At 64.7% G+C, this 14,194-nt stretch carries 18 protein-coding genes; 4 read left to right on the plus strand and 14 right to left on the minus strand.

The window, feature by feature from the left end; translation table 11 throughout:
• Positions 1-67: 67 nt before the first annotated feature.
• Entirely contained in the window at positions 68-883 is an 816-nt protein-coding gene (locus ABQE44_RS16870) for a hypothetical protein (RefSeq protein WP_448430941.1), read from the minus strand.
• Entirely contained in the window at positions 880-1,590 is a 711-nt protein-coding gene (locus ABQE44_RS16875; RefSeq protein WP_448430943.1) for a hypothetical protein, read from the minus strand. Before ABQE44_RS16875 ends, ABQE44_RS16870 begins: the two co-directional genes overlap by 4 nt.
• 585 nt (positions 1,591-2,175) lie before the next feature.
• On the opposite strand from ABQE44_RS16875, the gene ABQE44_RS16880 reads away from it, so the two are divergent.
• Both ABQE44_RS16880 and ABQE44_RS16885 read left to right on the plus strand, forming a co-directional pair.
• Complete coding sequence (locus tag ABQE44_RS16880) at positions 2,176-2,409, plus strand: hypothetical protein (protein WP_448430945.1); 234 nt, start codon at positions 2,176-2,178, stop codon at positions 2,407-2,409.
• Entirely contained in the window at positions 2,406-3,107 is a 702-nt protein-coding gene (locus tag ABQE44_RS16885) for a recombinase family protein (RefSeq protein WP_448430947.1), read from the plus strand. The genes ABQE44_RS16880 and ABQE44_RS16885 overlap by 4 nt, the downstream gene beginning before the upstream one ends.
• Positions 3,108-3,258: 151 nt before the next feature.
• Here the strand turns inward: ABQE44_RS16885 and ABQE44_RS16890 are convergent, their stop codons facing one another.
• The 3 genes from ABQE44_RS16890 to ABQE44_RS16900 are packed head-to-tail and all read right to left on the minus strand — an operon-like array spanning position 3,259 to position 5,401.
• On the minus strand, positions 3,259-4,890 hold the full coding sequence (locus ABQE44_RS16890; RefSeq protein ID WP_448430949.1) for a terminase large subunit domain-containing protein: 1,632 nt from the start codon (positions 4,888-4,890) through the stop codon (positions 3,259-3,261).
• Positions 4,887-5,150 (minus strand): hypothetical protein, encoded by a 264-nt coding sequence (locus ABQE44_RS16895; RefSeq protein ID WP_448430951.1) that lies wholly within the window; start codon positions 5,148-5,150, stop codon positions 4,887-4,889. The genes ABQE44_RS16890 and ABQE44_RS16895 overlap by 4 nt, the downstream gene beginning before the upstream one ends.
• Positions 5,147-5,401: a hypothetical protein gene (locus tag ABQE44_RS16900; RefSeq protein ID WP_448430953.1), complete on the minus strand. Its 255-nt coding sequence runs from the start codon at positions 5,399-5,401 to the stop codon at positions 5,147-5,149. The genes ABQE44_RS16895 and ABQE44_RS16900 overlap by 4 nt, the downstream gene beginning before the upstream one ends.
• 216 nt (positions 5,402-5,617) lie before the next feature.
• Between ABQE44_RS16900 and ABQE44_RS16905 the strand changes: the two genes are divergently transcribed.
• Entirely contained in the window at positions 5,618-5,830 is a 213-nt protein-coding gene (locus tag ABQE44_RS16905) for a CDGP domain-containing protein (protein ID WP_448431121.1), read from the plus strand.
• 63 nt (positions 5,831-5,893) lie between these two features.
• Here ABQE44_RS16905 and ABQE44_RS16910 read toward each other — a convergent pair whose 3' ends face one another.
• The 7 genes from ABQE44_RS16910 to ABQE44_RS16940 all read right to left on the minus strand — a co-directional run bounded on the left by ABQE44_RS16910 (position 5,894) and on the right by ABQE44_RS16940 (position 11,417).
• Positions 5,894-6,241 carry a flagellar hook-length control protein gene (locus ABQE44_RS16910; RefSeq protein ID WP_448430955.1) on the minus strand — a complete coding sequence of 116 codons (348 nt, stop codon included), beginning with the start codon at positions 6,239-6,241 and terminating at the stop codon, positions 5,894-5,896.
• Positions 6,238-6,573, minus strand: a complete 336-nt coding sequence (locus tag ABQE44_RS16915) for a hypothetical protein (RefSeq protein ID WP_448430957.1) — start codon at positions 6,571-6,573, stop codon at positions 6,238-6,240. Before ABQE44_RS16915 ends, ABQE44_RS16910 begins: the two co-directional genes overlap by 4 nt.
• A 740-nt stretch (positions 6,574-7,313) precedes the next feature.
• Positions 7,314-8,582 carry an AAA family ATPase gene (locus ABQE44_RS16920; RefSeq protein ID WP_448430959.1) on the minus strand — a complete coding sequence of 423 codons (1,269 nt, stop codon included), beginning with the start codon at positions 8,580-8,582 and terminating at the stop codon, positions 7,314-7,316.
• Between the two features lie 108 nt (positions 8,583-8,690).
• Positions 8,691-8,918 (minus strand): excisionase family DNA-binding protein, encoded by a 228-nt coding sequence (locus ABQE44_RS16925; protein ID WP_448430961.1) that lies wholly within the window; start codon positions 8,916-8,918, stop codon positions 8,691-8,693.
• 149 nt (positions 8,919-9,067) lie between these two features.
• A complete protein-coding gene (locus ABQE44_RS16930) occupies positions 9,068-10,228 on the minus strand; it encodes a tyrosine-type recombinase/integrase (RefSeq protein ID WP_448430963.1) in 1,161 nt (386 codons plus the stop codon).
• Between the two features lie 491 nt (positions 10,229-10,719).
• Positions 10,720-11,019 carry a DUF3618 domain-containing protein gene (locus tag ABQE44_RS16935; RefSeq protein ID WP_448430965.1) on the minus strand — a complete coding sequence of 100 codons (300 nt, stop codon included), beginning with the start codon at positions 11,017-11,019 and terminating at the stop codon, positions 10,720-10,722.
• Positions 11,016-11,417, minus strand: coding sequence for a phage holin family protein (locus ABQE44_RS16940; RefSeq protein ID WP_448391152.1), 402 nt, complete (start codon positions 11,415-11,417; stop codon positions 11,016-11,018). The genes ABQE44_RS16935 and ABQE44_RS16940 overlap by 4 nt, the downstream gene beginning before the upstream one ends.
• 401 nt (positions 11,418-11,818) lie before the next feature.
• Here ABQE44_RS16940 and ABQE44_RS16945 point away from each other — a divergent pair, with 401 nt between their 5' ends.
• Positions 11,819-12,289 (plus strand): hypothetical protein, encoded by a 471-nt coding sequence (locus ABQE44_RS16945; RefSeq protein ID WP_448430967.1) that lies wholly within the window; start codon positions 11,819-11,821, stop codon positions 12,287-12,289.
• A gap of 154 nt (positions 12,290-12,443) precedes the next feature.
• Here the strand turns inward: ABQE44_RS16945 and ABQE44_RS16950 are convergent, their stop codons facing one another.
• The gene (locus ABQE44_RS16950; protein ID WP_448430969.1) at positions 12,444-13,319 is read right to left on the minus strand and encodes a L,D-transpeptidase; all 876 of its coding nucleotides are present in this window, start codon (positions 13,317-13,319) and stop codon (positions 12,444-12,446) included.
• A gap of 140 nt (positions 13,320-13,459) precedes the next feature.
• Positions 13,460-14,182, minus strand: a complete 723-nt coding sequence (locus ABQE44_RS16955) for a GAF and ANTAR domain-containing protein (RefSeq protein ID WP_448430971.1) — start codon at positions 14,180-14,182, stop codon at positions 13,460-13,462.
• Between the last annotated feature and the right edge of the window lie 12 nt (positions 14,183-14,194).

The raw sequence follows: 14,194 nt of genomic DNA on the forward strand, positions 1-14,194 counted from the left end.
GGGGGGCCGGGGGGGCGCGGGCGCGGCCCCGCCCCCCCCCCCCCCCCCCCCCCCCCCCCCACGGCGATCATGGCGTGATCTCCGCGGCGCCGATCAGCGCCTCGTATCCGACGATGACCGATCGTTCGGCGATGGCGACGAACTGATTGCGCTGGTACTGGATCGCCTCTCGCACCGTCACCTCGCCACGCCAGCCATAGGTCAGACTCGTGCCGATCACAGTGTCACCCAACGGGGTTGCGTACCCGGCACCGAACACCCAACGCAAGCCCGCTGGCGTGCGTAGCACTCCTGGTTCGGCCGGATCGCGCACGATCATCCGCAGGTGCTCGGCGCGGGCGAGCAGCCCGACGCGGGCGTGGATCAAGCCGGTGGTGCCGGTAGCGGCGAAGCTTTCCTCCAGGTGGCCGACTGCTCCCACCAGATCATCGACGGCGGTCGGGCTCGGTGCGTCAGTCAACAGACGAGCGGTGAAATCGACTTCGATAGCGACGGGTTCCTTCAAGGCGAAGGTCTGTTCGGCACGCTCCCGGACCTCGCGCCTATCGAATTCGGACAAGTTCCCGCATTCCTGGAGGCGGTCGAACGCAAATGTGGTGATGGGCAGATAGGGGTCGGGGTCGTCGTCCTCATGCGGGCCCCCGGTTTTGAGATCGTCTTCGGGGTCCAGGTCGTCGGGGCTCACGCACCACGGCGCGCCCCAGATCCCAAAGGTGCCATCGCCGAGAAAGTTCTTGGTGCGGAACTGGACCCCGGAGGGCAACCAGTGCAGGGCTTCGCCTTCGGCGGCCTCGGTCCAGGTGGTCGCGGCGTTCAATCCGTAGGGACTGGCCGGTGCGACTAGTGGAGGGGTGAACTCGACGGGCAGAAGTGCGGTGGTCATGGGGCGGGTACCTCGATTCCCATCTTGTGGAGTGCTTCTCGTGCAGCGTCGGCGCGGGTCTGACGCGGCGGGCGGCGTTGGGTTGCCTGTTGGGCTTTCTCGATGCGGATCTCCAACTGGCGCGCGGCGGTGTCGACTTCGCGAAGCAGGTCACACAGCCTCTCTGATCTCGACACGACGCCGCGCAGCTCGACGGCGTCGGGCGGGAGCGCGCGGGCCAGTAGGTCGGCGAGCGGGGCGGTGTAGGGCTGGGCGATCTCGATGAGGTCGGCTGCCCACCGCCCCGAGCAGACCGCATCGGGGCCGATCGCCGGTTCTTCGGGACGCGGCGCGATGTCCATCAGGTGTTGGACTGCGGCGGTCTTGCTCGCCGAATCCAGGTCAGCGGCTACCTGTTCGAGGTGCTCGTCGGCTTTGATCTTTTCGAGCCAGCCCACGACGGCGGAGAGCAGTTCACCATGAACTGCGTCGACCAGATCGCCGATGCGGCCGGCGCATACCTGCGGGTTGGGCAACCGACTGGCCCGGCGCGCCAAGGGGCCGCAGATGTCGGCGATCTCAGCGGCAAGGTCGAACCCGCCGCTGTAGGTCACCCGCAGACCGGAACGGCGCCGCTCACGCAGTTCCTTCTGGGAGTACACCTTGCTCGGCGCCATGGCGCTTGGTGACTTGCGGCCACCGCGCCGGAGGAGCATCGGGGCCTTCATCGGGTCACCGCCCCATGCGCGTGGCGCAACATGTCAGCCAGTGCAGGAATGTGCTCAGGCGACAGATTCCCACGTTCCCGGTCGATGACAGTTCGGCACCTCCAGAACGCCAAGGCGGCGTGGCACTCTGCGATCCTCGGATCGGAATCGGGGACGCCTCGGCTCTTGAGCGCAGCCAGTGACGACGACCAGCTCGACGCTGTCCGCGATGCCGGATCGGATGCTGTTGCAACGGTCATAGCGGTATGAGACCACATGCTGGTGCACCGCTACGGTGCTGCGGCGCTGACGGCGTGTCTAGACCGCCGTGCTTTAAGGCGTTGTCTTGCAACGTATCTGACGTCTATCGACGGTAGAGTCTTGGATTTCGGAGTCCAAATTTGGGAAATTTTGGGCGCGGTTGGCCCCCCGTACCTGTTCGCTGTGGATCGCTGTGACCGGACGGTATTTTCAGGCCATGCGTACACAAATCGGTCGAATAATGTTCACCGAGTGACTCTTGGCGCCGAGCCGAGCGTCTACGCGGTGGCGTCTCTCGTCGGTGACGCTGTTTGCTCCCCGCTGCCCCCACCGAGAGGAACCACCATGCCCGTCGTTTATCACGTCTGTGACACCTGCGGCCCGGCCATCGTCAACGATGACTACTCAGCGTTCGATTTGCAGGACGTTGACACCGATTACGAGCGCGTGAGCGCGTTCGTGGAAAGCGTCGGATACCTCTGCGATGCGGGCAAGGTCAACAAGGCCGGCTACTGGGAGTGCGAGGCATGCGATCAGGTGTGCATCGGGTCGGCCCACGCGCTGGAGACCTTGGTATGAGCGCGCCCCGTCGCACCCGCACCGCCCCGGCCGGGACCGTCGTGGCCTACCTGCGGGTGTCCACCGATGAGCAGGTCAACAGTGGCGCCGGTCTCGACGCCCAGCGCGCAACGATCAGTGCTGAGGCGCAGCGCCGCGGCTGGACCGTGGTCCATTGGTACTCCGACGAAGGGATCTCGGGAGGCAAGGGCATCGAGCACCGCCCCGGCCTGGCCGCTGCCGTGGCCGCCGTCGAGCTGGGCGACGCGGCCGGGCTACTCGCTGCCAAGCTGGACCGGATCTCTCGCTCGGTGCTCGACACCGCCAAGCTGATGGAGCGTGCTCGCCGTGGCGGGTGGGAGCTGGTGACCTGCGATCTCGCCATCGACACCAGCACACCCGCAGGTGAGGCCACCGCCTCGATGATGGCGGTGTTCTCCCAACTGGAGAGGCGCCTGATCTCCCAACGCACCCGCGAGGCCCTGGCCGTCAAACGTGCACAGGGTGTGCGCCTCGGCCGGCCGTCGAACCTGCCCGCCGAGGTTGTCGAGCGCATCCTCGCGGCCCGCGCGGGCGGTGCGTCGCTGCGCTCGATCGCCGCCACGTTGACCGCCGACGCCGTGCCCACCGCCGCAGGCGGGCGGTGGCACGCATCGACGGTGCGTGTCGTGCTCGACGGCCAGGACGCCGCGCGGCTGCGCGCAGACGCGATGGCGTGAGCTGACTTCACTTCACTGCACCTTGACAACTCCACAGTGAGCCCCCAAAACGGCGATCAGCACCGGGCGCCGACACGGGCAGGCCTTCAATTGCGACGGGGCCGGTCGCGCGCACCAACTGCGCAACGCCGGTCCCGTCACGCCGCCCCGATCAGAAACCGCGCCGCGTCGTGCGCGAGTACCCGAGCGGGTCATAGCTGCCATCGCTGATGCGCCTGCGGATCCTCGGGTTCAACGCCGTCACGCTGGCCAGGCCAGGCCGCGATCCGAGACGTTGCTCTATGGGTGATCGGGTGTCGCCACGGTCCCGCAGGCCACCATGCGCGGCCGGGTTGGTGAAGGTGACCCGACCCGCGAGCGAGTCCACGAGCACGTCATGAGCGACGACCAGGGCACTCACTTCGTCCGGGCAGTGCGCCCCAACCTGCCATTGCACCGCGTGCTCCCCGAACTCGGGCCAGTGGCCCACAACGCGACACGTACCTGTTTCCAACGCTTGCAGCAGTGCGCTGGCCCGCGCGATGGCGTCACCGCCTCCCCGACCAGATCCCTTCGGAGGCCAGGACGACACCTTGATCTGCCGGGTGGTCCGTGCTCGTTTCAGCGCCTCGTTGACCACGCGGACATACGTCGAACGTGCACTAAATCCCTCGATGGCAATATGGCTCGCGCCGGTCTCGACGGCCAACCGGACGGCGGCGCTGGCCCATTGCTCGCTGGTCATCGGCGACGACTGATCTGCCAGTAGTGCCACCGTGCCGTCCGACGTGATCGACGCCGCCACCAGGCCGCAGGAATCGCCCGATCCGCTGTCACTCGGATCGACGCCCACAACCACGCGCACCGGCCGGTGCGGTGCTGTCGACAACCGCCAATCGTCCAGCCACGCGGCCTTGATCAATCCACCTTCGGGCGTCGTCGGACTGCCCATATAGAGCGCGTACCAAGCTCGTTCGCCCGACGTGCGCCGCGCCGCCGCAAAGTGGTCGGCGGTGTATCCCAGGGCCGAGGTCATGACCGCCCCAGGCTCACGTCCCAGGGCATCGGGAATGCCGACCTCCGCGACGGCCGGTACGTTCGTGTAGTTCCACACGTCTGGCTCTGTTTCGAGTAGCCGGCCTGCGAGGTCCTGGACGTCCCATCGGGTTTGTACCAGCAGGATTGACCCGAATGGGTGGATACGGGGTGCCAAGGTCGCACCGTATTCGTGCCAGATACGGCGACGATGGGCCGCGGAATCGGCCTCGCTAGCGTTCTTGAGAATGTCGTCGAGCAGCTGCAAGTTACAACCTTGGCCCGTGAGGCCCGAGCCGATACCCGCCGCGATCACCTGCCCCGCGCGACCTTCGATACGGAATCTCGACGTCGACGACTTATCGGAACTGATGCGGAATCCGAGGAACTCGCTGTGCTCGTTGACGATCTGGCGCGCCTCACGGCTAAACGTGGTCGCCAGCTCGTCTGAATAGCTCACGAGCATGATCTGTATGTCGGGGTTTCGCATCAGCGCCCAGACAACGGTCCAGATCGACAGCAGCCGCGACTTGCCCGAGCGAGGTGGAAGAGTCGCAATGTCGCGTTGATCGGGCTGCGTCACCGACCGCACGGCGATGTCACTCAAGAGGCAGATCGTCGGCACGATTACGAACTTCGGGTCCAGGTACTTCGCCAACGCTGCCGGGGACGCCGGTCGGCGTCGGGCACGGACTGCGGCCACCGCCCCCGCGGCGACCAGCGTGCGCACCAGGGCGCCAGAACCGTCTGGCGCCTTCGTCCGACTCATGCTGTGCCCCGCCGCTGGGGTTCGATGGCGAGGCACACGAAGTCGCGCCCACCGATTTTCGTCGCGTGGACCTGGCCGGCCTCGACCAGACGAACAAGGCTCATAACCGGTGGCCAAAAGGTCGACTCGGGAAGCTGTTTGCGCAAGTCGCGCCACCACCCGCACCCGTCGGGCGTTGAATGTAGAGCGGCGAGAATCGCCTGATCGAGCTGCTCGGGGGTCACCGCCTGGACCTCGATGCTGCTGGAGTTCGTCGTCACGGTGCTGCTCCTCCCGGTAGTTGGTTGATCAGTTCCGCTGCCTGTTCATCGGAGAGGAACCCGGCGCTGACTTCGGCGTTGATCGCCTCGGCGAGGCGGTGCCAGGACAGTGCGAAGCGACACTCATCAACCCGCGGCCCGTCGACTTCGCCCCTGCTGCCCATGACTGCGATCCGGCCGCGCCACGACGACGCTGGCCGAGTGTTGGGATGCGCGTAACCACTACGGGTGTCACGATTTTGAACTGTCACAGCCTGAACTGTGACAGGCCATGGTGCACGCGCCCTGGCAGCAAGTCAGCACTCGCTGTAGCTGGACAAGTTTCCTACCTGCCCGTTATCGTTCCTGTGAGGTTGCTGTACCGCGGCGCCGGAGGGGAAATCGTGAAACTTAAACTCGTCATTGTCGCGTCGGCAATGGCAGCAAGTGGCGTCACCTTGGCGGCGCCCGCTGGCGCTGACAACGACATGTATTGCGAGCCTCGACCGTTGGTGTCCTACTGCGACGGGCCTATCCGCGAGAACGGTTCATGGCGGCGCTGCTTCTACAACCAGCCACTTCCGTCGTACAACAACGGCTACATCACCGGATACTCGCCAACATCAGGGAATTGCTACGACGTCCCCGGACCCGGACAAGATCCCTACCCGTGGGCGCCGCAAAATCACCTGCAGCCGTAGGAGGACTCGCAGCCCACAATGTGTCCGCCTACCGAACACTGCTGAGTCCCAACGGCTCTCGGGTTACAGATCGGCCTCGGACTCGCCGCCAGGATCGCCGGAATCGGGGCTGTAGTCCACGCTCGCAAATGAAACCGGTTCGTCTGGTGTGGTCGTGCCCTCACCACGACGCTTGAGCACTGAGACCCACTCCTGCAATTCCGTGAGAGCGATCCCGCCGGCGGCCAATACTTGCCGGGTGACGTCGACCTGGAGTCCGAACAGTGGGTCCTCGGTACCGACGACGGTGCCGAACAGTGTCTTGCACACCTCGGCCACCGCCGCGTCGAGTTCCTCGGGGCGCAGCCGGCCCTCGGCTGTGTGTCGTGCGACGGCTGCGGCCGACTTGATCACGTCTTCGGTGGTCGTCATGGCTCGATCACTTCCCCTTCGATGACAGCGCCGAGCGCCGGTTGTGGATTCGGTTGCCGCGCAGAAAGCGCCAACAGTTCGGCTTCCATTCGGTCGATGATGGCCGTCGCCGACTGATGCACCGTCACGTCGACTTCGGTGCGCACGGGCATCTCCATTCCGTTGAGCTTGGCGCGATAGGCCACCAACGACCGGAGTTCCTTGCTCAGCGACACCGCGGTGTCGTCGTCGCCGTTGTCGAGGGCCTCCTCGAAACGTCCGTACAGACCCGACTCCTGCACGCGCAACGCTTCTGTGGCTACCGCCCGCTCAAGGGCTAGGTCCGGCGCCATCGACTTGACCAGTCGGCCCACAGCCAGGCGTGCGCCGTCGCGGGATCTGAAACCGAGCTCTGTTGAGATCTCGGCCCACGTCCTACGTTTCGCGCGCAGTTGTAGCGCCTGGGCAGCACGGAGTCTCGCGTCTCGGTGAGGACCAACGGGTGCCATGCGAACATTCTGCGTTCAAGGGGTGAAGGAGTCGGGCGCGAGCGCGCAACAGGAGCACCGATACACAGCCCACACGTCAATTCGTTGGTGAATCCGCTTTCCTGCCTACCCTTTGGTATAGGCGTAGAGGTTTTCGTGACGAACGAAAACATTCGCTGAGCTGTGCGAAGATCGACATTTGCTGCGTCCGTCATGAAAACCGGTTTTCCGCCAGGAGAACCTCTGACCTGCACCGGCACGAAAACCTCTGGAAATTCGCGGAAACCCCTGACCAGCGCCAATACACCTCAACCAGGGGAAACCGGATTTTTCAGTACGAAAACCTCTGATCAGGGACAACGTGATGCTGCAGCCGAAACTGCCGCTCAGCTAACTGACTGCGCGAACGGCATTCAGTCCGTCATAAAACCCGGCACTGACAGCTCAAAATCACAAAAACCTCGGACCAGCACAAATGCCAAGCGTCCTGCGAAAACTGCGCGTACGTCACGAAAACCTTTGAGCAGCAAGAACAAAATCTGACCTGGCACCGTCATGAAAACCTCGACGCATAGGGGTGGAGGTTTTCATGACGGCATCACTGCCTACGCCGGGACGTCGAAGGACACGTCGAACGGATCGACGGGAGTCAGCGCCGACACTGCGCTCGGGTCGTCGGGACGCCCGGCACCGACCCACCGCTCCCAGGCGCCCGTGAACGGCTCCCGCGAGCCTTTGATGAAGTCTTTGTGCACTGCGGTTTTCGGTGTCTTGGCGTTGATCCGGCCCTCGCGCATGAGCTTGCACAGCTCCACAATGTTGGCTGCGACTGCCATCTCGTATTTCGGGGAACCGACGTCGGTGACACCGTTGCCGGGAGGCCTTCCGCCCTTGCGGGGGTCTCGCATATCGGCGCCGGCCGCTACGCCGTGGAGCCCCTTGGGGCGCAGGATCTCCCACGAGACCGACTCCCGGGGGTAACCCTCGGTATCGAGCTCCGGCTTCCCGCGGTTCGTCACGGGTGTGCTGGTCATTCTGAAGACACCCCAGCGACGCAGGTTGTCGCGCTTGATCTCGTCGGTGTCGCCGTCATCATTGCCGGTGTCGGGGGCTGCCGTTTCACGGCGCACCGCGCCCGGACGGTCCTTATGAATCCACAGCGACGACACCCCTCCCTGTCCGGGCGTGAACTGCTCGACCCGGAACACTCGCACCATTGCGCCATTGAAGATGCGGGTCTTGCCGTAGGCGCCCACCGGTCCCAGCCGCCGCGATTCAGCGTTCTTGGCCAGGTGGTCAATCAGAACCACCGCCGCACCTGCCTTCGCCAGCGGTGACACCACATCCCGGAACGCCGTAGTCACTTCGTCGTTGGAGTTACTGCTGGCACCCATCAGAGGCAGCAACTCGCCCACACTGTCCAGCAGCGCCATGTCCGGACCCCACCCGGACAAGGCCGCGACGGCGGCGCACAGATGGTCCTTATCCTCAGGCTCCACATACAGGAACCGCGCGGGGTCGGCGAGCACCGCGTTGTCGATGCCCATCATGTGTAGCCGCTCCAGTGTGGTCTCCACGCCGTTGTGGTCCATGTCGACAAAGACGAACCGACCTCCGGCGTGGATTACTTCGGCCCCCCCGGCCAGCGCAATCCAGGTCTTGGCGGTCTCCGGATCGCCGAACATCAGGTTCGCTTTGCCGCGGTAGAAAAGACACTTGCCGTCGCTGCGAGTGAGAACCGAGGGCGAGGCCTTGGGGGTACCGTCGCCGTCGAGAACGGCCGCTACGTTGACGAACAACCCGTCAGGCCCAACGCCATCGCGATCTTCCTCCTCGTGGTCGGCGTGAGCGCCTCTGCCGTTGCTAGGATTCATGGCATCCTCCTACGGATGTTGAGCGGTATGTCGCCCCGCCCGGTTGCCTCCCGGGCGGGCGTCGTTTTCTGGCGTCAGTTGAGCCCGGGCCCCGATGTCGTTCGGCGGCTAGTTGATTGCGCGGTCGGCGTATACAGCCTCGGGGATAACGGGTTTCATCAGGGCGTCGACGTCGGAGATCCTGACGCGGATGGCGCTGCCAGGCTTGTCGGAAAGGCGATAGGCGGGCAGCTTCCCGCTGTTCACCAACTCGCGGAAGGTGAATACCGAGAACCCCGTGCGCACAGCGGCGCGTTGCAGGGATTCGTATTCGGGGGTGTTTGGACGGGTAGGCATCGCGGTGGTCCTTTGCACCTAGCGCTAGGGTTCAATCCCCTTTGGCTGGGTACGCCCTGCCGTCACGGGTGAGCATACATCAGATTCCGCACAGATGCGTGAGAATCGCTGTAGCGCAGAAGTATTCGCAGTGGCGGACGGTAGAGTCTTTATTCCGATTTCGGGGTCGTGGCCAGCGCCGAAAGTCGGTCGGCGAGCAGGTCGGCGCGCCCGGCCGCGACGTGCTGATAGCGCATGGCCGCCGAGCTGGTGGTGTGGCCCAGGCGGTCCATGACCTCTCTGGTGGTCGCACCGGCCACCGCAGCCATGACGCCACCGAAGTGCCGCAGGTCGTGAAAGTGCAACTCGGGGTGTCCGATCGCCTCTCGGGCGGCGAAGAACGGCCCGCGGAATCGACCCTCGGTAAGGAACCCGCCCGTCACCGGGTCAGGGAACAGCAGCGCGTCTCGCGACTTGCTGACGTGTTTGGCGAGATGAGCCAGAACTGCAGGACGCAAGTGGGTCGGCACCGTCACGGTACGTTTCGATTCGCGCGTCTTGGGTGGGCCGAGGACGTAGCGCCGATTGACCAGAACCACGCCCTTGTCGATGCGCACCGTCGACCCATCCTTGGCGATGTCGGCGCGAGTGAGCGCGAGCAGTTCACCGCGGCGCAGCCCGCACCATCCGGCCAGCAGCACCGTGAGACGAAGGCTCTCGGGCATCGCGTCGGCTAGGGCCGCCAGCTCGTCAGCCTCCAGCAGGATCACCGAGCGCTTGGTGTGCTTGACGGCCGAGGCGCCCTTGATGCGGGCGGGGGAGCGGTCCAGCAGTCCGTCGTCCACCGCGGTGTTGAGCACCGCCGTCAGGACGCCGTAGGCCCGCGCGTTGCGGGTCTCGCGCTCGGTGTCCAGGCCTGTGAACCACAGCCGCACGTCCTCTGGGGTGATCTCGGTCAGCACGTGATCACCCAGGCCCGGATAGATGTTGTCTTTGAGGTGATACCTGTAGTTCTCCCTCGTGCGCGGTGCGATGTTGCGCTGTGCGAGCCAGCCCTCGGCATACTTGCGGAACGTCAGGCGAGCTGCCTCGGCCTTGGTGGCCCGCTCGGCCGGAGGTGACCAGGTGCCTGGTGTGCGCCTGTCCAGGTCGATCAGATCGTCCTCAGATTTGAGCCAGTGCTCGGCTGATGACTTCGTCGGGAAGGTCGCCGGTGCTGTGTAGACGTCCCCGCGGTGTGGGTAGCTGGCCTGCCATCGACCTGACGGGAGCTGACGTAGCCGCCCGAACGCTCGGCGTGTCCGTACCGCTGCGGCCCGCTTCCTCGCCATCGTGTCCCTCCGGCTCGTGCAATTTCCGTGCAATAGTGACCTACACAGAACCCTACACAGTCCAACAGCGAATTACCTGCGTTGTTACTGGCAGACCGGGCGTTTTGCGCTATTCGGGGAGGTCAATTCCGCGATGGAAACGCCTTGAACGGTTGGTTCGATCCCAGTCGGGACCACAGGCAAAACCATTAGCGCTAGACCGGGGCCCTGCGCTGCTGACCTTCGGCCGCGGTGACCTCGCGACTGGCGTCCTCAGCGTCGGCGAGCACGTCGGACGGTACTTTGACAGCGAGATCCGTGAAATTTGCGCTGATCGCCGCGATATAGCTGCGTGGCCGCCAAGGGGATCCCCGGGGCATTACACCCAGATATCCGAATAAGTGGGTTCTAATGTTGCGGTAGCACCCACTTATTTCTTGGCGATGGCCTCGCCCTCCCACCTGGCTGCGTCAACTAGCGTTGCTCGGCAGCCGCGGACTGTTGTGTCTGCGCTAGCGCCGTCGCCTCCACACCACGATGCCCGCCAGCAGCGCGAGCACCACTATCGCGGCGATCGGAACCGTGCGCGACGGATTGTCGGTCGCGGTGTGCTTGAGCGTGTCCGCCCTTTCGGCGACCCGCTCCTTGGTGTCGGCAACCTTCTCCTTGGTGCGTTCCTTGACGTCGAGCTTCGATGACAGCGCTGCGACGGTCTGCCCGAGCTCGTCGCGGGTCTGCTCGATGTCGGCCTCGATGTCAGAGATGTCGGCCGAGGGGCCCGGCTCGGGGCGACCGGGGTCAGGTGTGGTCATGAGCGGGCACCTTTCAACTCTTCGATGTCGGCCTTCACCGTCTCCACCGTCCGCGGCGCCGCCGGCGTGACCTCGTCGGTCTGTTTGCGTCCGATCAGCGCGGCAATCCCCGCCGCGATGAACAACACCGCACCGACGATCAACGCCGACGCCCAGACCGGCAGCACCAGCGCGAGCGCCGCGATGCCGGCCGTGATGAACGTCGCCACGCCGAAGAACGCGAGCAGGCCGGCGACGCTGAACAGGCCGGCGCCGATCCCGGCGTGCTTGGCCGACTCCTGGAACTCTTTCTGCGCTAGCCGCATCTCGTCGCGGATCAGCCGCGACGTTTGTGTCGACAACTGGCCCATCAACTCGCCGATCGACGCGTCGGCGCTGGGCTTGGATTCCACAGCCATCACTTACCAACCTCAGACTTGATTGCTCTGTAGAACAGAAATGCCCCCATGTGGCCGAACCAAACGTCGAGCGGTCCCAGGCATGCCAGGTGGGCACAATTTCGTCCTGCCGTCGATGACGATTGCGACTCGGGTTCGCATCGGTTGAGTAACCCAAAAGCGGTGCGGCTAAGCGAATTCCGTCGTATAAAGCAGTGTGGGAAGCCGAAAGCCGGGCGGAAGGACACTCTGCCCTTCCATACGGGTCACCATTTGGAAACGGTGCGGTGCGGCGTGGCGCGTCGGCGTCGTTTCGGTGCTGATAATTTACGCGGTCGCATAACCGCGACTCCGGTACGGCATGCAGGTCTGCTGCATGAGTGAGTGCGGATATCTGAAGGTAAATGAAGGGATCGACGTCGATGACGGTCTTTGATCGAGTCAACATCACAGCCGTTGTTGGGGCTGGGTTGTGCGGGGTAGCCATGGCGTTGAGCCCGACAGCGTCGGCTGGCGGCTACGAGTGTGTCGAGACGGCGGCTGGGGAGGCCCCGGCGCCGGCGGGTGCGTGTCTGCCGCTTACCGATATGGCTGGCGTTCCGATGGCGTTGCCGGGACCGGTTCCGGTGGTTCCGCCCCCGGTCGTCCCGCCGCCACTAGTTCCGCCAGTGGTTCCGCCGCCGCTGGTGCCGCCGCTGGTTCCGCCGCCAGTGGTGCCGCCAGTGGTTCCGCCGCCGGCTGCCGCTCCGATAGCGGCCGCGGGTGCTCCGCTCGCTCCGGTGGCTCCGATCACCGAGATGGGTGGCGCAGGCGGTAAGGGACAGGTCACGGGACCGGCCCCTGAGGGCGCCCCGGTGCCCGGCCAGCCGATCATGCCCGGCCCTGCAGGCTGATCACGCACAACTAACCCACTACCGGCTTTGGCCCGGCGGCGAGTATCAACTCACCGCCGGGCCAAACTCATTGCACAACATGCAATCAACACTGGGCGCGCCAGCACGACCGGCACACCGGGGGTGGGGCACAGGGCTGAAGCGCGAGAGTCCGTCAGCCGGAAACGATCCGGGGTACCTCGACGGGAGCCTTCGGCTCCACCGGGCGAGGGATCTCAACGCTGTTCTGCTGCACGATAACCGGGTCGCCCTCCTTGACGACGTCGAAGTACCACTCGGCGTCATGGGGGCTCAGGCCGATGCAGCCATGGCTGGTGTTCTCATATCCCATCGAGTTTTCAGCCCACGGGGCGGCATGCACGAAAATGCCGCGGGTGGTGAGACGCACCGCGTGATCGACAGTGAGCAGATAACCGTCCTCGGCGCTGACGGGAATGCCAACGCTGCTCGAATCCATAACCACGTCACGCTTTTTGGAAAGCACGGGGAAGGTGCCGACCGGTGTCGGATATTCATCTCTGCCCATCGACGCCGGGAAAACCCCGGGCTCGCCGAAGTGCGGGCGGTGGTGCGGTGCCGGCAGCATGGGCGGCGGTCCGGCCTCGGTTCCGTCGATGGTCACGGTGAACGTGTGCTCTTCGATGTTGGCCACGGCGACGACGGCAGCGCCCGTCACGATTCGTTTCGGCACGCCGCCCACCGAGAGCGACACCGTGCTGTGTGCCGGCCAGAACTCATCGGGCGTCCACTGCACAACCTGGCTGTCGAGCCATTCATACTTACCCGTCATCGCAGGTGAGGAGGTGATATTGAGCGTCCGTTCCGCGGCGCGCTTGTCGATGATCGGCGCGCTGAACGTCACCACCACGGGGTGTGCCACGCCGACGACTTGATCCGGAGATGGCAAGACGGACGTGATGACGCTTGTCAGCGAACGGTTCGCCGCGGCCAGGCTGGTACCAGCCGGGCCGGCGACCGCGCTGGTAGCGACTACGACGGCAACAAGAACACACCGAACAACGCCACGCACGGAATTGGGCTCCCTTGAAATTTCTCGAGTGTCAATTCGATGCTATGGGTGCGTTCTCGATGGATGGGTAAGGGCGCGTGAGCGATTCGGTTAAGTCTCAGTCACGGTTCGGCCACGGCCCGTCAATCAGCGGTCAGCGGCTACTTTGATGGCTCCGGTGACTGCGTCTTTTCGACGAGTTCTTCGGCGACCTGTGCCAGCGGCACGTTGGATTCCTGAGAAATCTTGCGTAACAAGTCGAAAGCCCGTACGGCATCAACACCGTAACGTTCCATGATCATGCCCTTGGCCTGGCCGATGGTGTCGCGGCTGGCCAGGGCCCGCTTGAACTGCTCGTCGCGACGCGCCGAATTCCACACCACCGAGGAATGGGTCGCAAAGATCAGGCCGAGCTTCTTGGCCTCTTCTCCGAACACATTTGGTGATTCGGCGTAGACGTTCAATGCCCCCATCGTTTCACCGGCAATGAACAGCTGAAACGCCATAATCGAACGAATCGGCGTCTCTGCCAACGCATCCCGACGGTAGCGCGGGAACCGGTCCTCGGTCTCGAGGTCGGCGACGTGGATGACCTTTTCCTCCCACGCCGCGGTCAGGCACGGGCCTTCCCGATGACGCTGCTGGATCTTGTCCAACAGCACCGGCCACAGATGGGTCGCCGCGGTGGTGTCGATGTGCTTGGCGTTGCGTGTGACGGTGATGCCGGCGTACTGGGCGCCGGGAATCTCGACGACGGCGTGCTCGGCCAACTCGGCGATCACGGTGGCCGAATCGGTGTCGGGCCGGCTGTAGAGGCTTTGCACGATCTCCGCGATGCGAAGATGCGCGTCCTGCGCGCCCTTGGATCCGTCAACCGTCTCCATTGGACCGTCCTC

It is taken from the genome of Mycolicibacterium sp. XJ2546, from assembly GCF_053483195.1.